This window comes from Mesorhizobium sp. WSM4810 (assembly GCF_055811235.1).
On record NZ_JBVVQV010000026.1, the window covers coordinates 71434 to 95483 of the forward strand.

General features: G+C 62.3%; 26 protein-coding genes. 5 read left to right on the top strand and 21 right to left on the bottom strand.

All coding sequences use genetic code 11. The features are described from left to right. Nucleotides 1–110: 110 nt before the first annotated feature. From ntrC to dusB, 3 genes are read right to left on the bottom strand one after another with little or no spacing between them, the layout of a single operon-like run. Nucleotides 111–1571 carry a nitrogen regulation protein NR(I) gene (gene ntrC / locus AC0L3O_RS28195; protein WP_023799224.1) on the bottom strand — a complete coding sequence of 487 codons (1461 nt, stop codon included), beginning with the start codon at nt 1569–1571 and terminating at the stop codon, nt 111–113. After that, on the bottom strand, nt 1568–2710 hold the full coding sequence (locus AC0L3O_RS28200) for a two-component system sensor histidine kinase NtrB (RefSeq protein WP_023799225.1): 1143 nt from the start codon (nt 2708–2710) through the stop codon (nt 1568–1570). The genes ntrC and AC0L3O_RS28200 overlap by 4 nt, the downstream gene beginning before the upstream one ends. Further along, entirely contained in the window at nt 2707–3735 is a 1029-nt protein-coding gene (dusB, locus tag AC0L3O_RS28205) for a tRNA dihydrouridine synthase DusB (protein WP_473617274.1), read from the bottom strand. The genes AC0L3O_RS28200 and dusB overlap by 4 nt, the downstream gene beginning before the upstream one ends. 218 nt (nt 3736–3953) lie before the next feature. Here dusB and AC0L3O_RS28210 point away from each other — a divergent pair, with 218 nt between their 5' ends. Both AC0L3O_RS28210 and AC0L3O_RS28215 read left to right on the top strand, forming a co-directional pair. Next, nucleotides 3954–5183 carry a bifunctional 2-C-methyl-D-erythritol 4-phosphate cytidylyltransferase/2-C-methyl-D-erythritol 2,4-cyclodiphosphate synthase gene (locus AC0L3O_RS28210; protein WP_473617275.1) on the top strand — a complete coding sequence of 410 codons (1230 nt, stop codon included), beginning with the start codon at nt 3954–3956 and terminating at the stop codon, nt 5181–5183. Continuing rightward, nucleotides 5180–5689 carry a CinA family protein gene (locus AC0L3O_RS28215; RefSeq protein WP_023799228.1) on the top strand — a complete coding sequence of 170 codons (510 nt, stop codon included), beginning with the start codon at nt 5180–5182 and terminating at the stop codon, nt 5687–5689. Before AC0L3O_RS28210 ends, AC0L3O_RS28215 begins: the two co-directional genes overlap by 4 nt. On the opposite strand, the gene AC0L3O_RS28220 is transcribed toward AC0L3O_RS28215, so the two are convergent. From AC0L3O_RS28220 to AC0L3O_RS28295, 16 genes are all read right to left on the bottom strand, one after another. Beyond that, nucleotides 5665–6123, bottom strand: a complete 459-nt coding sequence (locus AC0L3O_RS28220) for a type II toxin-antitoxin system RatA family toxin (RefSeq protein WP_023799229.1) — start codon at nt 6121–6123, stop codon at nt 5665–5667. The genes AC0L3O_RS28215 and AC0L3O_RS28220 overlap by 25 nt on opposite strands. 12 nt (nt 6124–6135) lie before the next feature. After that, nucleotides 6136–7101: a lipoyl synthase gene (lipA, locus tag AC0L3O_RS28225; protein ID WP_473536107.1), complete on the bottom strand. Its 966-nt coding sequence runs from the start codon at nt 7099–7101 to the stop codon at nt 6136–6138. A 133-nt stretch (nt 7102–7234) separates the two neighbouring features. Continuing rightward, on the bottom strand, nt 7235–7492 hold the full coding sequence (locus tag AC0L3O_RS28230; RefSeq protein WP_023799232.1) for a GlsB/YeaQ/YmgE family stress response membrane protein: 258 nt from the start codon (nt 7490–7492) through the stop codon (nt 7235–7237). A gap of 96 nt (nt 7493–7588) precedes the next feature. Next, complete coding sequence (lpdA, locus tag AC0L3O_RS28235) at nt 7589–9052, bottom strand: dihydrolipoyl dehydrogenase (RefSeq protein WP_287282723.1); 1464 nt, start codon at nt 9050–9052, stop codon at nt 7589–7591. Nucleotides 9053–9071: 19 nt separating this feature from the next. Beyond that, nucleotides 9072–9710: an SGNH/GDSL hydrolase family protein gene (locus tag AC0L3O_RS28240; RefSeq protein ID WP_473536106.1), complete on the bottom strand. Its 639-nt coding sequence runs from the start codon at nt 9708–9710 to the stop codon at nt 9072–9074. Between the two features lie 147 nt (nt 9711–9857). Continuing rightward, nucleotides 9858–11267 (bottom strand): pyruvate dehydrogenase complex dihydrolipoamide acetyltransferase, encoded by a 1410-nt coding sequence (locus AC0L3O_RS28245; protein ID WP_023799235.1) that lies wholly within the window; start codon nt 11265–11267, stop codon nt 9858–9860. 101 nt (nt 11268–11368) lie between these two features. Continuing rightward, nucleotides 11369–12754 (bottom strand): pyruvate dehydrogenase complex E1 component subunit beta, encoded by a 1386-nt coding sequence (locus tag AC0L3O_RS28250; RefSeq protein WP_023799236.1) that lies wholly within the window; start codon nt 12752–12754, stop codon nt 11369–11371. Between the two features lie 15 nt (nt 12755–12769). Then, on the bottom strand, nt 12770–13816 hold the full coding sequence (gene pdhA, locus AC0L3O_RS28255) for a pyruvate dehydrogenase (acetyl-transferring) E1 component subunit alpha (protein WP_023799237.1): 1047 nt from the start codon (nt 13814–13816) through the stop codon (nt 12770–12772). A 172-nt stretch (nt 13817–13988) separates the two neighbouring features. Further along, nucleotides 13989–14312: an FtsB family cell division protein gene (locus tag AC0L3O_RS28260; RefSeq protein WP_128187469.1), complete on the bottom strand. Its 324-nt coding sequence runs from the start codon at nt 14310–14312 to the stop codon at nt 13989–13991. A 200-nt stretch (nt 14313–14512) separates the two neighbouring features. Next, entirely contained in the window at nt 14513–15787 is a 1275-nt protein-coding gene (gene eno, locus AC0L3O_RS28265) for a phosphopyruvate hydratase (protein ID WP_027154001.1), read from the bottom strand. A gap of 403 nt (nt 15788–16190) precedes the next feature. Then, on the bottom strand, nt 16191–16556 hold the full coding sequence (locus tag AC0L3O_RS28270; RefSeq protein ID WP_023799241.1) for a PRC-barrel domain-containing protein: 366 nt from the start codon (nt 16554–16556) through the stop codon (nt 16191–16193). A 97-nt stretch (nt 16557–16653) separates the two neighbouring features. After that, entirely contained in the window at nt 16654–16857 is a 204-nt protein-coding gene (locus AC0L3O_RS28275; RefSeq protein ID WP_023799242.1) for a dodecin family protein, read from the bottom strand. A 101-nt stretch (nt 16858–16958) separates the two neighbouring features. Beyond that, nucleotides 16959–17789, bottom strand: coding sequence for a 3-deoxy-8-phosphooctulonate synthase (kdsA, locus tag AC0L3O_RS28280; protein ID WP_254026192.1), 831 nt, complete (start codon nt 17787–17789; stop codon nt 16959–16961). Further along, nucleotides 17786–18697 (bottom strand): VOC family protein, encoded by a 912-nt coding sequence (locus AC0L3O_RS28285; RefSeq protein WP_287364388.1) that lies wholly within the window; start codon nt 18695–18697, stop codon nt 17786–17788. Before AC0L3O_RS28285 ends, kdsA begins: the two co-directional genes overlap by 4 nt. A 209-nt stretch (nt 18698–18906) precedes the next feature. Further along, nucleotides 18907–19197, bottom strand: coding sequence for a Dabb family protein (locus AC0L3O_RS28290; RefSeq protein WP_287240823.1), 291 nt, complete (start codon nt 19195–19197; stop codon nt 18907–18909). A gap of 108 nt (nt 19198–19305) precedes the next feature. Next, nucleotides 19306–19440, bottom strand: a complete 135-nt coding sequence (locus AC0L3O_RS28295; RefSeq protein WP_023799246.1) for a hypothetical protein — start codon at nt 19438–19440, stop codon at nt 19306–19308. A 243-nt stretch (nt 19441–19683) separates the two neighbouring features. Here AC0L3O_RS28295 and AC0L3O_RS28300 point away from each other — a divergent pair, with 243 nt between their 5' ends. Continuing rightward, nucleotides 19684–20940 (top strand): SAM-dependent methyltransferase, encoded by a 1257-nt coding sequence (locus AC0L3O_RS28300; RefSeq protein ID WP_023799247.1) that lies wholly within the window; start codon nt 19684–19686, stop codon nt 20938–20940. Nucleotides 20941–21147: 207 nt separating this feature from the next. Here the strand turns inward: AC0L3O_RS28300 and AC0L3O_RS28305 are convergent, their stop codons facing one another. Next, nucleotides 21148–22413: an NAD(P)/FAD-dependent oxidoreductase gene (locus AC0L3O_RS28305; protein ID WP_287240821.1), complete on the bottom strand. Its 1266-nt coding sequence runs from the start codon at nt 22411–22413 to the stop codon at nt 21148–21150. A 241-nt stretch (nt 22414–22654) separates the two neighbouring features. On the opposite strand from AC0L3O_RS28305, the gene AC0L3O_RS28310 reads away from it, so the two are divergent. Further along, the gene (locus AC0L3O_RS28310; protein ID WP_128174463.1) at nt 22655–23311 is read left to right on the top strand and encodes a 5-formyltetrahydrofolate cyclo-ligase; all 657 of its coding nucleotides are present in this window, start codon (nt 22655–22657) and stop codon (nt 23309–23311) included. On the opposite strand, the gene AC0L3O_RS28315 is transcribed toward AC0L3O_RS28310, so the two are convergent. Beyond that, on the bottom strand, nt 23308–23781 hold the full coding sequence (locus tag AC0L3O_RS28315) for an Lrp/AsnC family transcriptional regulator (RefSeq protein ID WP_023799250.1): 474 nt from the start codon (nt 23779–23781) through the stop codon (nt 23308–23310). The two genes, AC0L3O_RS28310 and AC0L3O_RS28315, sit on opposite strands and share 4 nt — an antisense overlap. Nucleotides 23782–23940: 159 nt before the next feature. On the opposite strand from AC0L3O_RS28315, the gene AC0L3O_RS28320 reads away from it, so the two are divergent. Continuing rightward, the coding region (locus AC0L3O_RS28320; protein WP_473617280.1) for a hypothetical protein at nt 23941–24050 on the top strand (110 nt) is incomplete at its 3' end.

The following is a 24050-nucleotide window of genomic DNA, read 5'->3' on the forward strand; positions in this document are numbered from 1 at the left end:
AACAAGTGTGGCCTGGACGGAACTGTTTCGGCGCTCGATCCCCCGGAAAAGGCTTCGCTCTGTCACACCGGCCCGAAATTCGGGATCGATTTGTTGAAAGAAAACGGCGCTTAAGCTTGCCTGGTCGATTTGTAGACGTTGACGCCGAGTTCGCGAATCTTCTTGCGCAGGGTGTTGCGGTTGAGCCCGAGGAGCTCCGCAGCCTTGATCTGGTTGCCGCGGGTTGCCGTCATCGAAGCAAGCACCAGCGGATATTCGACCTCGGAAAGGATACGCTGATAGAGGCCGGCGGGCGGCAAGTCGCCGGCGAACGACGCAAAATAGCGCTGCAGGAAATGTTCCACCGCCTGGCCGATGGACAGATCGTCGGGAATGAGGTTGCCGCCGCCGGGAACGACCGGCCTCTCGCCGGTCTTCAGTTCTGCCTCGATGACTTCGGCAGAAATCTCGTCCTGCGAATAGAGCGCGGCAAGTCTGCGGACAAGATTTTCGAGCTCGCGCACGTTGCCCGGCCACGGATAGCGCTTCATCAGCTCGATGCCGCCCGTGGAAATGCGCTTGGTCTGCAGGCCTTCGCTGGCGCCAAGCTTGAAGAAGTGCCGGACGAGATCCGGAACGTCCTCGGACCGCTCGCGCAGCGCCGGCAGCCTCAGCGGCACGACATTCAGGCGGTAGAACAGATCCTCGCGGAAAAGCCCTTGATTGATCAGCGTGCGCAGATCCTTGTTGGTGGCGGCGACGATGCGCACGTCGGTCTTGATCGGCGTGCGGCCGCCGACAGTGGTGTATTCGCCCTGCTGCAGGACACGCAGCAGGCGGGTCTGCGCCTCCATCGGCATGTCGCCGATCTCGTCAAGGAAGAGCGTGCCGCCTTCGGCCTGCTCGAAACGGCCGGTGGAGCGGTTCTGCGCGCCGGTGAAGGCGCCTTTCTCGTGCCCGAACAGTTCCGATTCGATCAGGTCGCGCGGGATCGCAGCCATGTTGATCGCAACGAAGGGGCCGCCGCGGCGGCGGCCATACTCGTGCAGCGCGCGCGCCACCAGTTCCTTGCCGGTGCCCGATTCGCCTGAAATCATCACCGTCAGGTCGGTCTGCATCATGCGCGCCAGCATGCGGTAGATATCCTGCATGGCGGCCGAGCGGCCAACCAGCGGCATGGTTTCCGGCGGCTCGTCCGCTCGCGCATCGATCTTCGGCCGTCGGGGCTCGGAAAGCGCCCGGTTGACGATGTTGAGTAGCTCGGTCAGGTCGAACGGTTTCGGCAGATATTCGTAGGCGCCGGTTTCGGAGGCGCGAATCGCGGTCATGAACGTGTTCTGGGCGCTCATGACGATGACGGGCAGTTCCGGCCGCGCCTTCTTGATGCGCGGCAGCATGTCGAAGGCGTTTTCGTCGGGCATAACCACGTCGGTGATGACGAGATCGCCCTCGCCCGCCGCCACCCAGCGCCACAGCGTCGAGGCGTTGGACGTCACGCGCACCTCATGGCCGACGCGCGAAAGCGCCTGATTGAGGACGGTGCGGATGGCCGCATCGTCGTCGGCGACGAGAATATTGCCGCGAACCGTCATTTGCGGTCTCCTTCGCCATCGTCGTCTGTGCCGAACGGCGTTTCCTTCCAGGCTGGCATCAGGATGCGGAAGGTGGTTGCGCGCGGCGTCGAATCGCATTCGATGATGCCGCCATGCTCGCCGACGATTTTCGCGACCAGCGCCAGACCAAGCCCCGACCCGTTCGGCTTGGTGGTGATGAAGGGGTCGAACAGGATCGGCAGGATATCTTCGGAGACGCCAGAACCGTTGTCGCGCACGCAGAATTCCAGCGGCAGCGACACGCGGCCCTGCGATCCCGGAACGGAAACACGGATGCCCGGCCGGAACGCGGTCGACAGGGTGATCTCGCCTTGCGGATCGCCGCCAATGGCCTCGGCCGCATTCTTGACCAGGTTGAGGAACACCTGGATGAGCTGGTCGCGGTTGGCGAAAACCGGAGGCAATGATGGATCATAATCCTCCAATATCTTGATCCGCTTGGCAAAACCGTTCTTGGCAATCGCCTTCACGTGGTCGAGCACGACATGGATGTTGACCGGATAGCGATCGACGGGCCGCTCGTCGGAAAACACCTCCATGCGATCGACGAGCGAGACGATGCGGTCGGTCTCGTCGGTGATCAGCCGGGTCAGCGCGCGATCCTCGTCGGAAGCCGACAATTCGAGCAGTTGGGCGGCGCCCCGGATGCCGGATAGCGGGTTCTTGATCTCGTGGGCAAGCATCGCGGCAAGGCCGGTCACCGAGCGTGCCGCACCGCGGTGCGTCATCTGCCGGTCGATCTTGTCGGCCATCGACCGTTCCTGGAACATCACCACGACGGAGCCCGGGAATTCCGACACCGGCGCGACATAGAGATCGACGACCTTCTCGATGCCGAGGCGCGGCGATGATACGTCGACCCGGTATTCGTTGACGGGTGCCCGGCGCTCGCGCACCTGGTCGACAAGCGTCAGCAACGGACTGCCGAATGGAATGAGCTTGGGTAATGTGTTGCGGGCGAGCATGGTCGCGCTCGAGCGGAAGAAATCCTCGGCATCGGCGTTGGCGAAGGTGATGAACCCTTCCGCATCGAGCATGATCACCGGGCGGCGGATGGTGTTGAGCACGATGTGTGCGGCGTCCGCCATGTCCATGTTCTGTGCAACGGTGGCATTCATGCTGCGCTCCGCAGGTTCATCGCCTCGGCAGCGCTTGAAAACACCTCACGCAACGCGGCGATGACGCGGACGGGTTCGAAGCAGGTAAGGATGGCCTTTCGCTGCTCATCAACGACGCCAGCGGCGTGGTGGTCGAGATACCAGCGAAGATGCTTGCGCGCCTGGCGCACGCCGCTTTCGATGCCGTAGAGCGACAGCATGTCCTGGTAGTGGGCAACGACGTAGTCGGCCAGCGCTTGCGGGCTTTCCGGCACACCGGGCGTCGCCTCTTTTGCCGCGCCTGCCGCGATGCTGCCTGCCGTCCATGGCACGCCGTAGTGCGCGCGGCCGATCATCACCGCGTCGGCGCCCGACTGGTCGAGGATCATTGCTGCCTCCGCCGGCGAGCCGACATCGCCATTGGCAACGACCGGGATCGAAACAGCCTGCTTTATGCGTGCGATGGCGCGCCAGTCGGCCTTGCCCTGGTAGAACTGGCAGCGCGTGCGGCCATGCACCGTCACCATCTGAACCCCCGCCTGCTCGGCGCGGCGCGCCAGTATCGGCGCATTGAGCGCGCTTTCGTCCCAGCCGAGTCGCATCTTGACCGTGACCGGCACCTCGACGGCGCCGACCACCGCCCCGATCAGCGACAAAGCGTGATCGAGATCGCGCATCAGCGCCGAACCGGCATAGCCGCCCGTCACCTTCTTGGCCGGGCAGCCCATGTTGATGTCGATGATGTCGGCGCCCTCGCCCGCGGCTATACGGGCGCCCTCTGCCATATGCACCGCCTCACGGCCGGCAAGCTGGACCATGTGCACCGGCAGCCCGGAATGGCGGATGCGCAGGCCGCAACCGGCTCTGCCCCTGGCAAGTTCGCCGCTCGCCACCATCTCCGACACCACCAACCCGGCGCCATGCGCATAGGCACGCTGCCGGAACGGCTCATCGGTTATGCCCGACATGGGGGCGAGAAAAGCGCGATTGCGGATTCTCACACGACCCACATCCAGCGGAGATGCCAATTTGGTCAGGTCAAGCATGCACAAAAACCAAGCATTTTTAATAGCTGCACATTCACTAGCCAGAATGGCGGCAATGTGCAACGCGCAATGACGTCGCATTAAGGCGCATTTGGGAAAATGCTGGCACTAGCCAAAGTGCGATGCGTGTTGGGGACGCTATTGGCACTTTGCATCTGCGCATGATCTGTTCCGAAAAGCGATTCCACTTTTTGGGATGATGCGCTAAGCGTCTCGGCATGACAGACGCAAGCGAAAAGCAGGCTTTGGCTGCGGACGACAAGGTTGCCGTCGTTATCGTCGCCGCCGGCCGCGGCGCGCGCGCCGGTCAGGCCGACGGGCCGAAGCAATACCAAAGGATCGGCGGCCGTGCCGTCATCGCGCGCACATTGGACATGTTTTTGGCGCATCCGCGAATCGGTCCTGTCGTCGTCGCCATTCATGCCGACGACAGCGAGCTTTTTCGCAGCGCCGCCGGCGCCAACGCCGATCGGGTCGTCACGGTGACTGGTGGCGCGTCCAGGCAGGACTCCGTGCGGCTCGGATTGCTTGCGCTGAGAAGCCATGCGCCGCGCCGGGTTCTGGTCCATGATGCCGTCCGCCCGTTCGTCGACGCGGAATTGATAGACCGCACGGTCGCCGCCATCGGCGAGCGCCAGGGAGCGCTGCCTGCCCTGCCCGTCGCCGATACGCTGAAACGTGAATCGGCCGCCGGCATGATCGGCGAGACGGTTTCCAGGAACGGGCTTCATGCCGCGCAGACGCCGCAGGGCTTCCCGTTCTGGCCGATCCTGGCTGCCCACGAAAAGGCCCATCATCTGGGCAAGGCGGACTTCACCGACGACGCCGCGATTGCCGAATGGGCGAATATTCCAGTGAAAATCGTCCCGGGCTCGCCGGAAAATGTCAAACTCACCTGGGCAAGGGATATCTCGATGGCGGATCAGCGGCTTTCCGGCGAACGGCCGCGTTTTCCGGACATCCGCACCGGCAATGGCTACGACGTCCATGCCTTCGAGCCCGGCGACCATGTCGTCCTGTGCGGCGTCTCCATCCCGCACGACAAGAAGCTGTCCGGCCATTCGGACGCCGATGTCGGCCTGCACGCCTTGACCGACGCGCTGCTCGCCACTTGCGGCGCCGGCGACATCGGCACGCATTTCCCGCCATCGGACCCGCAGTGGAAAGGCGTGGACTCGCGGATCTTCGTCGAGCATGCGGCAGAACTGGTACGCGCGCGCGGCGGGCGCATCGCCAATGCCGACATCACGCTGATCTGCGAGGCGCCGCGCGTCGGCCCGCATCGCGAAGCGATGACCGAAATCCTTTCGGCAATGCTGGCGATTTCCCGGGACCGCATCTCGATCAAGGCGACAACCAACGAAAAGCTCGGCTTTGTCGGACGCGAGGAAGGCATAGCCGCCATCGCCACCGCCAGCGTCGTGTTTCCAGGTGATGTCCCCGAATGAGCAACAGCGATCTCGCAGATGCCCTGCTTCAAGCCTGCCAACAGCGCGGCATCATGCTGGCGACGGCCGAGAGCTGCACCGGCGGCATGATCATCGCCGCCTTGACCGACATCGCCGGCTCTTCGACAGTGGTTGACCGCGGTTTCATCACCTATTCCAACGAGGCCAAGACTGAGATGCTCGGCGTTTCCGCCGCCACGCTCGAGGCGCACGGCGCGGTCTCACGGGAAACGGCGGTCGAGATGGCGGCCGGCGCCTTGGACCATTCGCGCGCCGGGCTAACCCTTGCCGTCACCGGCATTGCCGGTCCGGGCGGCGGCTCGACGGAAAAGCCCGTCGGCCTGGTCTGGTTCGGTATCGCCTTGACCGGCCGGCCGGTCGTCAGCGAATGCCAGTTGTTTGCCGACAAAGGCCGCAAGTTCATCCGCCGGGAGACGGTCAGGCACGCGCTTGAACTGGGCTTGCGCGCGCTCGCTGCGGATCAGGCTGCCGGCGCTGCGCCATAGATGACGTCGGCGCGCTTCTCGAACGCCTCGGAAAACATGCGGAAGGCGCGATCGAACATCGCTCCCATCACCGCACCCAGAATACGACTCTTGAATTCGTAGTCGATGAAGAAGCAGACATTGCAGCCGCCGTCGGCCGGCTCGAAACGCCAGGCATTGCTCAGATATTTGAACGGACCGTCGATATATTTGACGTCGATGGCCTTCTCGTCAGGCTTTAGCAACACCTGCGTGGTGAAAGTCTCGCGGATCGCCTTGTAGCCAATGCTCATGTCGGCGACGAGGAGGGTGCGTCCGTCGCGTTCCTTGCGCGAGCGAACCGTCAGCGCCTCGCAAAGCGGCAGGAATTGCGGATAGGATTCGACATCGGCGACCAGAGCGAACATCTGTTCCGGCGTATGCGCAACGCGGCGATGGGCTTCGAATTGTGGCATGAAACCAGTGTGTTAGGCGGACTTCTTGAGAAACGCTTCCCGTGCCGCGCGCAGCTTGGCGAAATCGTCCCCGGCGTGATGCGACGAACGCGTCAGCGGGTTCGATGCCACCAGCAGGAAGCCCTTGGTCTTGCCGATCGTCTCGAAGGACTTGAATTCCTCCGGCGTGACGAAACGGATCACCGGATGGTGCTTTTTCGATGGCTGCAGATACTGACCGATGGTCATGAAGTCGACATTGGCCGAACGCAGATCGTCCATCAATTGCAGGATCTCGTTCCGCTCCTCGCCAAGGCCAACCATGATGCCGGATTTGGTGAAGATCGAGGGATCGAGTTCCTTGACCCGCTGCAGCAGCCTGATCGAATGGAAATAGCGGGCGCCCGGCCGGACCGTCAGATAGTTCGACGGAACGGTCTCCAGATTGTGGTTGAACACATCAGGCTTGGCCGCCACCACGATCTCCAGCGCGCCGTCCTTGCGCAGGAAGTCGGGCGTCAGGATTTCGATCGTCGTCGAAGGCGTTGCCGCCCTGATGGCGCGGATGACCTCGGCAAAGTGCTGAGCGCCGCCATCGGCGAGATCGTCGCGGTCGACCGAGGTGATGACGACATGGGTTAGACCCATTTGCTTGACGGCGTGGGCGATGCGCGCCGGTTCATCGGGATCGAGTGCGGTCGGAATGCCGGTAGCGACGTTGCAGAAGGCGCAGGCGCGCGTGCAGATCTCGCCCATGATCATGAAGGTGGCGTGCTTCTTCTCCCAGCACTCACCGATATTGGGGCACCCGGCCTCTTCGCACACCGTCACCAGCCTGTGCGACTTCACGATGTCGCGCGTCTCGGCATAGCCTTTCGACATCGGCGCCTTGACGCGGATCCAGTCGGGCTTGCGCAGCACATCCTGGTCAGGCTTGTGCGCCTTTTCAGGATGCCGCAGGCGCGGCGCATTGGCGATCGTGTCGAGGACGGTGACCATCAGAAATCCAGTTCATTCGCGATCGCTTCCGGCGTTCGCTTATAGCAAGCCATCTAGGACTTTTCGCTGCAAAGAAAAAGGCCGCGGCGGCGCATGCCGCCACAGCCGTTTTCGCATGGCAAGAGTTCAGCAACTAACGGCGCACCATGCGCCCTGCCAAGATCAGCAGGCAGGCGCCAACGAAACCGGTGATCAGATAGGCGATCCAGCCGGTGCCGAAGGCGCCGATGTTGAGCGCCTGCAGGATGGCATTCAGCACGATCGCGCCGACGATGCCCAGAACGATGTTCATCAAGATGCCCATGTTGCTTTTCATGAACATCTCGGCAAGCCAGCCCGCCAGCCCGCCGATGATGATGGCTGCGATCCAGCCCACGCCATTCACGTCCATATGCCCTCTCCTTGTGTGACGAATGCATCCGGAAACGAATTACCTTGCGGTTGAGTTCCTTGGCTCTCACGTGCCGAGTCTCACGCACTCAATTTATCATGCGTTCAGCGCGCGGCCATAGGCGTCGAGCACGCTTTCCTTCATCATCTCCGACAGCGTCGGATGCGGGAAGATCGTGTGCATCAGCTCTTCCTCGGTGGTCTCCAGGTTCATCGCCACGACAAAGCCCTGGATCAGCTCGGTCACTTCGGCGCCGACCATATGCGCGCCGAGCAACTGCCCGGTCTTCTTGTCGAAGATGGTCTTGACGAAACCCTGGTCCTCGCCGAGCGCGATGGCTTTGCCGTTGGCGGCGAACTGAAAGCGGCCGACGCGGATGTCCTTGCCTTCGGCCTTGGCTTTCGCTTCGGTCAACCCGACGGAGGCAACCTGCGGGTTGCAATAGGTGCAGCCCGGAATCTTCAGCTTGTCAGTGGCGTGCACGCCGGGGACGTTGGCGATCTTTTCCACGCAGACCACGCCTTCATGCTCGGCCTTGTGGGCGAGCATAGGCGGGCCGGCAACGTCGCCGATGGCATAGATGCCGGGCACATTGGTGTTGCCGTAACCGTCGACGACGACGCAGCCGCGCTCGGTCTTCACGCCGAGCGCCTCGAGGCCGAGATTCTCGATATTGCCCTGCACGCCGACGGCCGAGATCATCCGGTCGGCGGTGATCTTCTCGACCTTGCCGTCCTTCATCTCGACATGCGCGGTTACCGAGTTCGCAGCTTTTTCGACCTTGGTGACCTTGGCATCGAGGATGATCTTCATGCCTTGCTTCTCGAACTGCTTTTGCGCGAACTTCGAGACCTCTGCGTCCTCGACCGGCATCACCGCCGGCAACAGCTCGACCACCGTCACCTCCGCGCCCATGGTGCGGTAGAATGAGGCGAATTCGATGCCGATTGCGCCCGAACCCATCACCAGCAGTGATTTCGGCATCTCCTTCGGCACCATTGCTTCGAAATAGGTCCAGATCAGCTTGCCGTCGGGCTCGATGCCGGGCAACGCCCGCGGCCTGGCGCCGGTCGCCAGGATGATGTGCTTGGCAGTGTATGTGCCCTCCCCCTTGACGCCCTTGGGCGCAGGTGGCTGTGGCTCCATCGGCTTCTTCGACGATTTCGACACGACGATCTCGCCCGGTCTGTCGCCGGAAGCCGGTTTGGACAGCTTGGCTTCGCCCCAGATGACATCGACCTTGTTCTTCTTCATCAGGAAGGCGACGCCGCCGTTCAGCCGCAGCGAGACCTTTCGCGAGCGGTCGACCACGGCAGCGGTATCGACGCTGACCTTGCCGTCGATCTTCAAGCCGTAGTCCTTCAAATGATCCGAGTAGTGCATGATCTCGGCCGAACGCAGCAGTGCCTTGGTCGGGATGCAACCCCAGTTGAGGCAGATGCCGCCGAGATGCTCGCGCTCGACGATCGCTGTCTTGAATCCGAGTTGGGCGGAACGCACCGCCGTGACATAGCCGCCGGGGCCGGAGCCGATGATGATGACGTCGTAGTTCTCAGCCACGGATTTCTCCCCTGATTCTTTAGAGTTCCAGCATGACGCGCACGATTGGCGCCAATGCCTGCCCGACTTTCCGCGTGTTCTCTGCGTCGAGATGGACGCCGTCGAGTGGCGTGGTCTCGGCCACCGAGCCGGCATCGAAGAAGCCGCAGCCGACCTCGTCGGCAAGGACAGAATATTGCGGCGCCAGCCGCTTCGACGCTTCATCGCCGCCGGCGAACATTTCTTTGAATTCGGCGTTTTCCGTGCGGCTGACAGCGGGCGGCGCGACGATCAGGACCTGCGGCGACGGCCAATCGAACGGGTAGTCGTGACCGCGCACGATATCGATCAGGCGCTGCATGCCTTGCTTGGCGGCGACCGGATTGCCGTGAATCCACGGCTTCATGTCGTTGGCGCCGAGCATGATGATGACCAGGTCGATCGGCGCATGCGTCATCAGGATCGTCGGCAGCACTCTTGCGCCGTTACGGTCGGCGCCGGCCAGATGGTCGTCGAAAGCCGTTGTGCGGCCGTTCAAGCCTTCGGCGATGACCTCGATACCGCCTCCCAACGTCGCCTGCAGCACACTCGGCCAGCGGTCGTTGAGCGGGTGACGATCCAGACTTGCCGCATCATAGCCCCAGGTGAGCGAATCGCCGTAGCAAAGGACTGTTTTCATGCGTTTGCCCCACTCCGGTCGAAATTCGCCTGCGCGCGCCTCACCCGCCAACCCACGAACAGCCAATGCACGACGATCGTTGCAACGCTGGAAAGGCTGAAGGCAAAAAGGCTGGTGAAGAGTTTTTCCGCACCCCCTCCTTCCTTTCTAGACCAGCATGCCCATCGGGTTTTCGATCATGCGTTTGAAGGCGACGAGGAGTTCGGCGCCGAGCGCGCCGTCGACGGCGCGGTGATCGGTCGACAATGTCACCGACATGATTGTCGCTGTTCTGATCTCACCGTTCTTGACCACCGCGCGCTCCTCGCCGGCGCCGACCGCCAGGATCGTCGCATGCGGCGGGTTGATGACGGCGGCAAAGTCCTTGATGCCGAACATGCCGAGATTGGACACCGCCGTGGTGCCGCCCTGGTATTCTTCCGGCTTCAGCTTGCGGCTGCGCGCGCGGCTGGCAAGATCCTTCATCTCGTTGGAGATGACCGACAGCGTCTTTTCGTCGGCGCGCCGGATGATCGGCGTGATCAGCCCGCCGGGGATCGACACGGCGACACCGACGTCGGCATGCTTGTGCTTGACCATGGCGCTCTCGGTCCATGACGCATTGGCATCCGGCACCGCCATCAGCGCCATTGCCATCGCTTTGATGATCATGTCGTTGACCGACAGCTTGTAGGCCGGCGCCTCACCCTTGTCGGTCTTCTTCACCGGGGCGGCCGCATTGAGCTGCGCGCGCAGGGCCAGAAGCGCATCAAGCTCGCAGTCGAGCGTCAGGTAGAAGTGCGGGATGGTGGTCGTGGCCTCGACCAGCCGGCGCGCAATGGTCTTGCGCATGTTGTCATGCGGAACAAGCTCGTAAGAGCCGTCGGCAAACAGTTTCAGCACCTGGTCGTCCGACATTGGCTTGGCTGCGGCCGCCGGAGCCGGAGCGCCGGCAGGTGCCGCTTTCGCGGCGGGTGCCGCCTTGGCGCCGCCGCTGGAAATCGCTGCGTCGACATCGGCCTTGACCACGCGCCCATGCGGGCCGGAGCCGGTCACGGCGGAGACATCGACACCGGCTTCCCGGGCGATGCGACGGGCCAGCGGCGAGGCGAAGGTGCGACCGTCCGACTGGCTGATCTCCCCCCTTGTGGGGGAGATGGCCGGCAGGCCAGAGGGGGGCGCCTCGTTCCTTGCCGCTGGCGGGACAGCGCCCCCCTCTGTCGACTTCGTCGACATCTCCCCCACGGGTGGGGAGATTGGCGCCTTATCCTGTTTTGCCTCGGCCTTTGCCGGCGCAGCGCCGTCGCCGCTTTTCGCGGCAGCCGCCGCATCTTCACCTTCGGCCGCGAGCACGGCGATCAGCGCGTTGACCTTGACGCCTTCGGTGCCGGCTGGAACCACCAGCTTGGCCACCGTGCCCTCATCGACAGCTTCGACTTCCATCGTCGCCTTGTCGGTCTCGATCTCGGCGATCACATCGCCCGGCGAAACCTTGTCGCCCTCCTTGACCAGCCACTTGGCAAGATTGCCCTCTTCCATCGTGGGCGACAGGGCCGGCATGGTGATGTTGATCGGCATAGGTATTCTTCTCCCAAGCGAAATGCGTTCACCGTGTCAGCAGCGCTATACAGATAGCGAAAGAGTCTCTCTCGCAGTCGCCACCGGATCCTCCCCATTCATCAGCGATATGTGACGGCCTTGACCGCCTCGACGACCTCGCCGACATTGGGCAGCGCCAGCTTTTCGAGGTTTGCCGCATAGGGCATCGGCACGTCCTTGCCGGCAATGGTGATGACCGGCGCGTCGAGGAAATCGAAGGCGCGCTGCGACACCTGGCTGGCGATGTGGTCGCCGACCGAGCTCTGCGGGAATCCTTCCTCCACCACCACGAGACGATTGGTCTTCTTGACCGAGGCGATGATGGTGTCGAAATCGAGAGGGCGGATGGTCCTGAGGTCGATGATCTCGGCATCGATGCCCATGCCACGCAATTCGGCCTCTGCCTTCACCGTGTAGCTCATGCCGATGCCGAAAGAGACGATGGTGACATCCTTGCCCGACTTGTGGATGCGCGCCTTGCCGATCGGCAGCACGAAATCGTCGATCTTCGGCACATCGAAGGACTGGCCGTAGAGGATTTCGTTCTCGAGGAAGATGACCGGATTCGGGTCACGGATCGCGGCCTTTAGCAATCCCTTGGCGTCGGCGGCGGTGTAGGGCATCACCACTTTGAGGCCGGGAATGTGGCTGTACCAGGCGGCATAGCACTGTGAGTGCTGGGCGGCGACGCGGGCGGCCGCGCCGTTTGGCCCGCGGAAGACGATGGGCGCGCCCATCTGGCCGCCGGACATATAGAGCGTCTTGGCGGCAGAGTTGATGATATGATCTATCGCCTGCATGGCGAAGTTGAAGGTCATGAACTCGACGATCGGCCTCAGGCCGGCCATCGCCGCGCCAACACCGACGCCGGCAAAACCGTGCTCGGTGATCGGTGTGTCGACGACGCGACGCGCCCCGAATTCCTGCAGCAGCCCTTGCGTGATCTTGTAAGCGCCCTGGTACTCGGCGACCTCCTCGCCCATCACGAAGACGTCTGCGTCACGGCGCATTTCCTCGGCCATCGCGTCACGCAGCGCTTCGCGCACCGTGGTCGAGACCATCTCCGTGCCGGCCGGGATGTCGGGATCGGCGGCGATTTCGGTTCTCGGCGCCGCGGCGACAGGTGCTGCGCCCTCGCTTTTGGCCGCAGCAGGCGCTGGCGCTGCAGTTTCCGCCTTGGCAGGTTCCTCGCCGATGCCTTCGCCTGCCTTGTCGATGTCTTCACCATCAACGGCGAGCACGGCGATCAGCGTGTTGACCTTGACACCTTCGGTGCCGGCAGGAACCACGATCTTGGCTAGCGTGCCTTCGTCGACGGCCTCGACTTCCATCGTCGCCTTATCGGTTTCGATCTCGGCGATCACATCACCAGCGACAACCTTATCGCCCTCTTTCTTCAACCATTTGGAAACATTGCCCTCTTCCATAGTCGGCGAGAGAGCGGGCATGAGAATTTCGATCGGCATGGCCTTGCCCTCTCGTTACAGTACGATATCGGTCCAGAGCTCGGACGGATCCGGCTCTGCGTCGTTCTGGGCAAATTCGGCGGCGTCGGCGACAATGTCGCGGACCTCCTTGTCGACCGCTTTGAGCTCGTCCTCATCAGCCCACTTCTTGTCGAGCAGGCGCGCCTTGACCTGCTCGATCGGGTCGCGCTCGGAGCGCATCTTCTGCACTTCTTCCTTGGAGCGGTATTTTGCCGGATCGGACATCGAGTGGCCGCGGTAGCGATAGGTCTGCATTTCGAGAATCAGCGGCCCCTTGCCGTCACGGCACCATTCGGTGGCGAGATCGCCGGCTGCCTTGACTGCACGGACGTCCATGCCATCGACCTGGATGCCCGGAATCTTGAAGGAGGCGCCGCGGTGCGAAAAATCCGTCTCGGCCGACGAACGCGTTACCGAGGTGCCCATGGCATAGCGGTTGTTCTCGATGATGAAGATCACCGGCAGCTTCCACAGCGAGGCCATGTTGAAGCTCTCATAGACCTGGCCCTGATTGGCGGCGCCGTCGCCGAAATAGGTCAGTGTCACATTGTTGTTGCCACGATAGCGATTGGCGAAGGCGAGGCCGGTGCCGAGCGAAACCTGCGCGCCGACAATGCCGTGGCCGCCGTAAAAATGCTTCTCCTTGGAGAACATGTGCATGGAGCCGCCCTTGCCCCTGGACAGGCCGCCGCGGCGCCCGGTCAATTCGGCCATGACGCCGCGCGGCGACAGTTCCATCGCCAGCATGTGACCATGGTCGCGGTAGGCGGTGATCATCTGGTCGCCGTCGATCAGCGCCATCTTCATGCCGGTGACAACTGCTTCCTGGCCGATATAGAGGTGGCAGAAGCCGCCGATGAAGCCCATGCCGTAGAGCTGGCCGGCCTTTTCCTCGAAGCGGCGGATCAGCAGCATGCGCCGGTAGGCGTCAAGCTCCTCATCCTTGGTGAAGTCGACAGGTTTGGGGGCTGAAAGCCCTGCCGATTTGCCGTCGGATTTGGGTTTGGTTTTGGCAGGCGCTTTTCTGGCGGCGGTGGCCATTCATCACTCCCTGTTGGCGTCTCTTGCGGACACTGAGGGAGATCAGTTCTCCCCACCGATTTGGCAAAGGCTAACACGCGGGAAAGCGTTTCGCCATGCTGAAAAATGCATGGCTGACATGCGTCTAAGCGATTAAAATCGTTGAAAATATCGGCGATTAACTTCAATTCGGTTATCTTGCCGTAGCCGGCAACATGATGGTGATTTCGTCGGCGTGGGATACATTGAGCGCCTTGCGCGCCTGCTCGTCGAGCATGTCCTTCTCCAGCGTGCCCTGATGCATGAGCTGAACACGCCGCTGCAGATCGAGCCGGCGCGCCTTGACGGCATCGAGCTTACCTTGCAGGTCGACGGCTTCGGCTTCCAACCGGTATTTGGAATAGATGCCGAATTCGCCGTGGTAGGCGTGAAAGCCGAAATAGGCGAGGAACGCCACGCAGAGCGAGGGGATGATCAGCCGACCGGTATTTCTCTGCTTGTGCTGACGTGTCCACATGATCCAAATCCCTTAGAGCGCCGCGCGCCCGCCTGGACGCGCAAAGGCGCTCTAACCTCTCTGCGACCGAGCCCTTTCTCGCCCGATTGTGCTTAATGGACGGTTACGGACGACCGGATCTGGCGGTGTTGAAACAAAAAAGGCGAGAATGCCCCGCCCTTTCGTTTTCGGATTTTCTGGGTTTTCGGATTTTCTGCGGCTCAGCCCTTCACGATCGACTTGCCAGCGTAGAGCGCCTGCTTGCCGAGCTCTTCCTCGATGCGGATGAGCTGGTTGTACTTGGCCATGCGATCCGAGCGCGACAGCGAACCCGTCTTGATCTGCCCGCAATTGGTGGCGACGGCGAGATCCGCGATGGTCGAATCTTCGGTTTCGCCCGAGCGGTGCGACATGACCGCGGTGTAGCCGGCCTTGTGCGCGGTCTCGACGGCATCGAGCGTTTCGGTCAGTGAGCCGATCTGGTTGACCTTGACCAGGATAGAATTGGCGACGCCCATGCGGATGCCGTCGCGCAGCCGGGCTGTATTGGTGACGAACAGATCGTCGCCGACCAGCTGGGTCTTGTTGCCGATGAGGTCGGTCAGCGTTTTCCAGCCGTCCCAGTCGTCCTCGGCCAGACCATCCTCGATGGTAATGATCGGATAGTCCGCGGCGAGCTTGGCCAGATACTTGGCCTGGGTCTTCGGATCGCGGGTCTTTTTCTCGCCTTCATAGACGTAGTTGCCGTCCTTGAAGAATTCGGTCGCGGCGCAGTCGAGGCCGAGCGCAACCTCTTCGCCCGGCTTGAAGCCGGCCTTCTCGATTGATTCCATAATGAAATCGAGCGCTGCGGGTGCGCTTTTCAAGTTAGGAGCGAAGCCACCCTCGTCACCGACATTGGTGTTGTGGCCGGCGTCCTTCAGCCGCTTCCTCAGCGTATGGAAGATTTCCGAACCCCAGCGCACGCCATCACGCAGTGTCGGCGCACCGATCGGCAGGATCATGAATTCCTGGAAATCGATCGGGTTGTCGGCATGGGCACCACCGTTGATGATGTTCATCATCGGCACCGGAAGCACATGCGCCTTGGTGCCACCGACATAGCGGTAGAGCGGCAGGCCAGCCGCTTCCGCCGCAGCCTTGGCCACCGCCAGCGACACGCCAAGGATCGCATTGGCGCCAAGGCGGCTCTTGTTGGGTGTGCCGTCGAGCTCGATCATGGTCTGGTCGATGTGGATCTGGTTCTCGGCTTCCATCCCGCCGATCGCCTCGAACAGCTCGCCATTGACGGCCTCTACCGCCCGCAGGACGCCCTTGCCGAGGTAGCGGGCGCCGCCGTCGCGCAGTTCGACCGCCTCATGCGCGCCGGTCGAGGCGCCGGAAGGCACCGCAGCGCGGCCCATCGAGCCGTCTTCGAGCACGACGTCGACCTCGACGGTCGGGTTTCCGCGGCTGTCCAGGATTTCGCGCCCGACAATGTCGATGATGGCAGTCATTGCGATGTCCCCGATTGATCTGACGAAGCGTCGCGCACGTCTTAGCCAAAGTGCCGCAAAACGCAATCGGGGCGTCCGCAAATAGTGCCGCCACTTCCGCCACATCGAATCACGAAGCACAAATTGCTGTCATCATAAGTCATGTCAGTCATAGGCCTTGGCGGCGTGCGTCTTTCTGGTTTATGCTCACAGCTGCGCGGGGCGAAACAGGAGGAGTTTCGCCATGTCTCAGTTGAGCGGTATTGTGAGTTTGTTCCTGATCGCGGCGGCGTTTTTGACGTCGTGTGACACTCAGCAGCCTCAACAGGGCGCGGTAGAGTTGTCGACCCTTGCAGCGGAGTAGATATCCCAGAGAAAAGGCCCCCGGTTCAACCGGGGGCCTTTTGATTCCGGCAGAGCAAGATCAATGCCAATAAGGCTCGACCCTGTAGTAACTGTATGAAGCATCACGCGCGGCCTCACCGTCGGCGCCCGTCAATTCGTTGATCGAATAGGCGGGAGCTGCCTTCAGTTGCTCCTTGGTGAACGGCACGACATAGCCGCCCTTGTTCTCGTCATAGTCGAGGCTCGCCCACGGAATGGCGTGGTATTTCTCGCCGATGCCGAGAAATCCGCCAAAGCCGATCACGGCAAACATGATTCCATTCGACAATTTGTCGAGCATGACATCCTCGATGTCGCCGATGTGCGTGCCTTCCGTGTTGTAGACGGAAGTGCCGATCACCCGCGAGGCAGCGATGGCTTCAGTGTGTCCTGTCTGGGTTGTCATGATGTGCACCTCTTGTCGTTCACTTCAAGTTGGACAATGAGGAGAGGGTTGCGAAGGTTCCAGACTTTTATGGACGCGGTCATACGTGCAGGGCTGATCACTCAGCGAGGATGAAGGTGACCTTCATGTTGACGCGGTAGGCGGAGATTGTGCCGTTCTCGACGACGACCTTCTGGTCCTGGATCCAGGCGCCTTCGACGTTCTTCAATGTCTTTGCGGCGCGGGCAATCCCCTGTTCGATGGCGTCCTGAAAGCTCTTATTCGACGATGATGTGATTTCGGTGACGCGGGCGACGGACATGGCTTCCTCCTCCAAGGCACTCGGTTGCCTGGGCAGCGTACAACCGGCGCCTGTTGATCACAAGTTTCGGGTCGGACTTAGGGCTGGGCCGCTGAACTTGCTCAGCCCTTGGCGACGCGATCGAATGCCATCAGCCTTTCAAGCAGCGCCCGAAGGTCCTTCAGCGGCACCATGTTGGGACCGTCGGAGGGGGCGTTGTCGGGATCCTGATGCGTCTCGATGAAGACGCCGGCGACACCGACCGCAACCGCGGCGCGCGCCAGCGTCTCGACGAAGCGCCGATCGCCGCCTGACGAGCCGCCCTGCCCGCCCGGCTGCTGCACCGAATGCGTGGCGTCGAAAATCACCGGCGCGCCGATCTCGGCCATGATCGGCAGGGCGCGCATATCGGAGACCAGCGTGTTGTAGCCGAAGGACGCGCCGCGCTCGGTGACCAGCACATTGGCGTTGCCGGAACCGGTGACCTTGGCGACGACGTTCTTCATGTCCCACGGCGCGAGGAACTGGCCCTTCTTCACATTGACGACCTTGCCGGTTCTTGCCGCCGCGATCAGCAGATCGGTCTGGCGGCTGAGGAAAGCCGGAATCTGCAGGATATCGACATGCGGCGCCACGAGCGCGCACTGTTCCTCGGTGTGGATATCGGTCAGGATCGGCAGCGAAAACGCCTTGCGCAAATCGTCGAACACGGGCAGCGCCGCATCGAGCCCGGCGCCGCGCGTGCCGCCAAGCGAGGTGCGGTTGGCCTTGTCGTAACTGGTCTTGTAGACGAGGCCCAGCCCGAGCTTCTCGGTCAGTTCCTTCAGCGCGCCAGCCATGTCGAAGGCGTGCTGGCGCGATTCAAGCTGGCACGGGCCGGCAATCAGCGACAGCGGCGCGGTGTTGCCGAAGACGACATTGCCGACGGTTACGGACGAATTGGGCTTGCTCATGCTTTCTCCTGGAAAACGAAGGCCGCACCCTGCCCGGATGCCGGCCACACGACAATATCATCGCCGCGTATGTCATGTTCTACGGAACTTGCTGCAAGCAGCTTGGCGACCGTGTCGGCGAAACGAACTGAAAAGACGATCGCCGCCAAGCGGAGTTCCGATGGCGCGCCGGCAGGTATGCCGAAGCGCGTTTCGAAAGCCACGGGGTCAAGCACGGTCAAAGTTGCGTTCGGCAGGTCAAACGCAGTGCTGCTCCCCTGCCCGGTCGCCGGACTGTGCGTCGCAATCGAAATCAAACGGCGCTGTTCGGATGGCTCGGTGCTGACCGCCACGACCTCGACAATGCCGTTTGCGCCATTGGCGTGGACCTGCAACGCGCTGCGGTCCACTTTCGGCGCATTGATCCGCTCGCAGGCAAACAGGAATGCGTCCGTCGCCCCGGTGCCGGAGGCGAAGGCCAGTTTGAACGATGCCGTGTCGCTGTTTCCCGCCGCGTCGGTGAAGGCGCGCGAAAAGCTCAGCATGTCTCCAGCCGACAGGCCGGCTTCGACATAGCGTGCGTGGTCGGCATCCGCACTTTGGGTGCCCAGGACAAGGGCGGAAAATCCCTCATTGCCGCAGCTGTCGCGATAGGCGCGATCGCGCGCGACGAAGACGTTGCCGTCAGCGACCGCTTTCGCCGCCGCTTGCGCATTGCCCACGGCCAGCAGCTCGAGATAGGTGCCGTCTTCAAGGAAGACGCAGCAGTTTTCCGTGCCGAAAGGATGGATGCCGGTCGGCGCCACGACAAAGCCAAGCGAAACCAGCCGCGCCCGCGCCACGTCAAGGCTCGCGGTCGGCAGCACAAGATGGTCAAGCGGACAAGCGCCGGGCGGATAAGCGCCGGGCGAATGAGGGCGTGCTGGCATCGTCTCGATCATGCCGGCGCGGTGTGCATCATTCCGGAAGTTGGTTCAAGAGCCCTCGCCTGACGCGCAGGGATTTCATATGGCGGCAGCGGTCGTCGCGATGGCTGTTCTTGGCCATGCTGGCCTGGGACGCGCCGAAGCGGCCGGGCGCTGATCCGACCGAACCAACCGCCGCGGACGGGTGCGCTCCTGCTTCGGTCAGTTTCCCTTCAAGTCGCAGCCACAATGTCCGCCGAATAGCGCAATTCGCGCAGCGGTTTGACCTGGCTGGTCGTCTCGGCATAGAGCGGATGCGCCTTATAGGCGGCCAGAGCGGCGTCATTCTCGAACTCGGCATACACGACCACGTCGATCTCGTCCGAAAGCGGGTCGACCTTGCTGTTGAGCGTCACCTCGAACCGACGGGAATGGGGGATGTTGCTCAGCGCCAGCAAGCCCGTGCGTACGGCCTCGACATCCTCTTTGTGCCGCGCGCTGAAGAAAACGATATGCCGGATCAACCCCAGCCTCCTCGATTGATGTGCAGCCATGTTTTGTGTGGGCAACACGATTGCGTCAACCGGCAACGATGTCGCGGCAACAACGCGTTGGGGCGAAGGCGAGGAAACCTACATCATGCTGGTGATGTAGCGCACGATGCGGTTAATCTCCCTGACCGTCGTGTCGAGATAGCTGCCCTGATTGTAGAGCCCGTCCCAGATCAGGAAGAACGTGACGGCGCAGATGACGATGACATAACGCATGGCTAAAACTACTGCATCCGGGTGGCTGCAACCATAGTGATTCCGGCGTTGATCAGCGCCCTCCCGCAAAATCTTTCCAAGATCCGTGCTCGCTTGCCTTGGCTCTTGAAGTTCCCCTTGATGACGTGAAAGATTGCTGCGGGGATTCATCGGGAAGCGGCGTTCGCGCCCTGCCGATGAACTGCGAGAGAGTTGGAAACCGGCGATTTTGCGCCGGCGCCGCAGAAGTCCCGGGGGCGTGACATGGCTCACAAGGAAGACACCGGCGTTGCGTCGGGCGACGCGGTCAGATTGGACGAATTCAATTTCGCCGAGACCGTCAAAGGCCTGCCGGCCAAGGCGCGCATGGTGCTGTCGGCGGCGATGAACCTGCAGCGTGGCTCGCTCAAGGTGAGGATGCCGGACGGCCGCGCCGTCCTCGTCGGCGGCAAGGGCCCGGGTCCGGACGCCGAACTGGTGCTCAAGAACTGGCGCTTGCCCGGCCGCGCCTTCACCGGCGGCACCATCGGCATCGCCGAATCCTACATCGACGGCGATTGGGACAGCCCCGATGTGACCAGTTTCCTCGAACTGTTCGTAGTCAATTCAGAAATCGGAGAGCGCATCGCCGGCGGCGCCAGTTGGTTGATCAACGCCGTCCAGCGTGTCCGCCACTGGTTCAACCAAAACACCCGCACCGGCTCGAAGCGCAACATTTCGGCGCATTACGATCTCGGCAACGCCTTTTACAAGGAATGGCTGGATCCGAGCATGACCTATTCGTCGGCGCTCTATGCGGCTGGCGCCAACGATCTGGAAAGCGCGCAAGCCGCCAAATATCGCGCGCTGGCCAAGGACACGGGCATCGGCGCGAACGACCACGTGCTTGAAATCGGTTGCGGCTGGGGCGGTTTTGCCGAATTCGCCGCGCGCGAGATCGGCTGCCGCGTCACCGGGCTGACGATCAGCCGCGAGCAGCATGACTTCGCCAGAGCACGCGTCCAGAAGGCTGGATTTGCCGACAAGATCGACATCAAGCTGCAGGACTACCGCGACGAAACCGGTTCCTACGACCGCATCGCCTCGATCGAGATGTTCGAGGCGGTCGGCGAAAAGTACTGGCCCGTGTTTTTCGGCAAGATGAAGGATTGCCTGCGGCCTGGCGGCACCGCCGGCCTGCAGATCATCACCATCAACGAGAAAGCCTACGATACCTATCGCGCCCGGCCGGATTTCATCCAGCGTTACGTCTTCCCGGGCGGCATGCTGCCGACGCCGTCGATCCTGAAAACGCTCGGCAAAGACCATGGCCTTGCTCATCTGCGCGAGCGCATTTTCCCGGACGACTATGCCCGCACGCTCGCCGAATGGCGCCACCGTTTTTGTGGGTCATGGGAAAAGATCGTCCCGCTCGGTTTCGACGACCGCTTCAAGAAGCTCTGGGAGTTTTACCTGCATTATTGCGAAGCCGGCTTCCGCGCCAGCTACATCGATGTCCGCCAGGTGGTTTACAGGGCTTAGGGTTGCGACGACTAATTTCCGCATGGGATCAATTGGTTCTCCGTCGAACATCAAGTCGATGATGCGGTTCGAGGCGGCTGCTGTTCAACGACGTGCCAGCCTTCAACAGCGTGCCAAGTCCTGACCGAAGCAGAGCTTCGCGCCTGAATCCGGTCGAGTCCATAAGGGAACAGATGACGTGCGGATGCATGTGCGCGGGCGGAGACGTCAGTTCCTGTCGTCGTCGCCTTGGGTGATCAGCCGCGCGCTGCGCTGCCCTGTCAGGTAGATCCATAGCCAGCTCAGCGAAACCGCAAGCCGGTTACGGAAGCCGATCAGGAAATAGATGTGCGCCAGGCCCCAAAGCCACCAGGCCAGCCGGCCGGTGAGCTTGATCCAGCCGAAATCGATCGCGGCGGCGCGCTTGCCGATCGTCGCCAGATCGCCGTCATGCCTGTAGCGGAAAGGCCGCGGGGCTGCGTCGCCGGCAAGCCGGGCCTTGATCGTCGCGGCGACATGCCGGCCCTGCTGCTTGGCGGCGGGTGCTACGCCGGGCACCATGCGGCCATCCGGCCGCAGGACGTGTGCAGCGTCACCGACGACGAAAATCTCCGGGTTGCCCGGCACGGTCAGATCAGGCTCGACCAGCACCCTGCCCGCGCGGTCCGCTGCCGCCCCCAGCCATTCGGCGGCCGGCGAAGCGGCGACGCCTGCTGCCCACAGGATAGTCCTGGCCGGCAGATGCGTTTCACCGAAGACGACACCCTCCGCGTCGCAACGTGTCACGGGCCGACCGAGTTCGACCGTCACGCCAAGCCGCTCGAGCGCCTTGCTGGCATAGTCGGAGAGTTCCGGCGCGAAATTGGGAAGGATACGGTCGCCGGCCTCGATCAGCACCACGCGCGTCTGCCGCGTATCGATGTTGCGGAACTCGCCGCGCAGCATCTCGTGCGCCAGTTCGACAATGGTGCCGGCCAGTTCCACGCCGGTCGGTCCGCCACCGACGATCGCCAGTGTCAGCAGCGCCTGGCGCCTGGCGGGATCACTTTCCCGCTCGGCCTGCTCGAAGGCGAGCAGAATGCGCCGTCGAATGGTGGTGGCGTCCTCCAGCGTCTTTAGCCCCGGTGCGAAAGGCTCCCATTCGTCATGGCCGAAATAGGCGTGGCGGGCGCCGGTGGCCAGCAGCAGCGTGTCGTAGGCGATCGCGTCGCCATCATCGAGCAGCACATTTTTGCCGGCGCGGTCGACGCCGCTGACAGTGGCGAGCAGTGTCGTCACATCCTTGCGCTTGCGCAGAAGATGGCGGATCGGCCAGGCGACTTCCGAGGTCGCCAGCGCCGTAGTCGCCACCTGATAGAGCAGCGGCTGGAAAAGATGATGGTTGCGCCTGTCGATCATGGTGATGCGCACCGGCGCACCGTCAAGCGCGCGGGTGAATTCGAGACCCCCAAAGCCCGCCCCGACGACGACGATATGATGTCTGGTTTCGTTCATCTCATTCACTCCGGGAGCAGGCTGGCCGGGAGCAGGTTGGCCGGGAGAGCAGGTGGGCCGTGAGGGCAGTTGGCCGTGAGGGCAGACTGGGGAGCAATTTCGCCAAGGCTGATGTAGCTACTTTTGTGCACCGCAACAACATCCGACTTTGCCTACTGCCGGCCCTAACATGTCGCTGTTGTACATGCCCCATCCTGCCGCCGAGTGTAATTTCATCGAAAGCAGACGAAAGGAGAGGAACTTGGCTAGCGATCATGACGACGGTCCGGGGCGATATTCCTCGCCGCCTTGCTTCATGCACGAGTTCGACCCGGAATTCCGGCCGCCCCTATCCGATTGGAACGACGTGAAACGATGGCGCAAGGCCGAGCGCGAGCGGCTGATTGCGGCCCGCCTCGCTGTCCCGGCTGACGTGCGGACGGCAATGTCGCAGCGCATCGGCGAAAGCCTCGACGCGATGATCGGCGACATTGCCGGCCGCATGGTCAGCCTCTACTGGCCGTTCCGCGGCGAGCCGGATTTGCGGGCCTGGATGGCTTCCGTCAATGACCGCGGCGGCCGTACCGCGCTGCCTGTTGTCGTCGAAAAAGCCCGCCCGCTTATCTTTCGCGCCTACGTTCCGGGCGATCGGCTGGAAAAAGGTGTCTGGAATATCCCGATCCCGGCTGAAGGCGATCCGGTGCTGCCCGACATCGTCATCTCGCCGATCGTCGGCATCGATCCGGGACAGTATCGGCTGGGCTATGGCGGCGGCTTCTTCGACCGCACGCTGGCGGCGATGCCGTTCAAGCCGCTGGTCATCGGTGTCGGCTACGAACTGCAGCGCATCGCCACCATCTACCCGCAGCCGCATGATATCCCGATGGACCGGGTGGTAACGGAGGCTTTCAAAGCCTAGGCAAGTTCCGGCTTCATCCCGACCGCCGTCCGGTCGACGATCTCGCGCAAGGCGAACGACGAGTTGATCTTCGTCACATGCGGCATTGCCGACAGCCATTCCTTGTGGATGCGCTCATAGTCGACGAGGTCCTTTGCCGCGATGCGCAGGATATAATCGTATTCACCCGACATCAGGTGGCAGGACAACACATTCGGGCAGCGCTTTATCGCCGCCTCGAAATCCGACAGTGTCTTTTCGAATTGCCCCGACAGCGATATATGCACGATCGCCGTCATCTGGTGGCCAAGAGCGGCATTGGAAAGCCGGGCGTGGTAGCCGCGGATGGTTCCGGATTTCTCCAGATTGTCGAGCCGCCGCGAGCAGGCCGACTGCGACAGGCCGACCTTCTCGGCAAGCGCCGCGTTGGGTATCCGCCCATCCCGTTGCAACGTTTCGAGGATGGCGATATCAATCCTGTCGAGCGGCATTTTTCGGGATTCCTGCGACAATCCAGCTGTTTTACGCAACGATTATCGAACCGCACCGTCTTGCGCAAGCGTATTCGCAAACACCTACGCGACGATTCGTGGTTCACTGTCTCTCAACAGCGAACATGCCCCAAAAGGCTGGATCAGGAGGAGAAGAAGATGCGCGTCGGCTGCCCCCGGGAAATCAAGAACCACGAATACCGCGTCGGCCTGACGCCGGGATCGGTCCGCGAATATGTCGCGCATGGCCACGAAGTGCTGGTCGAGAC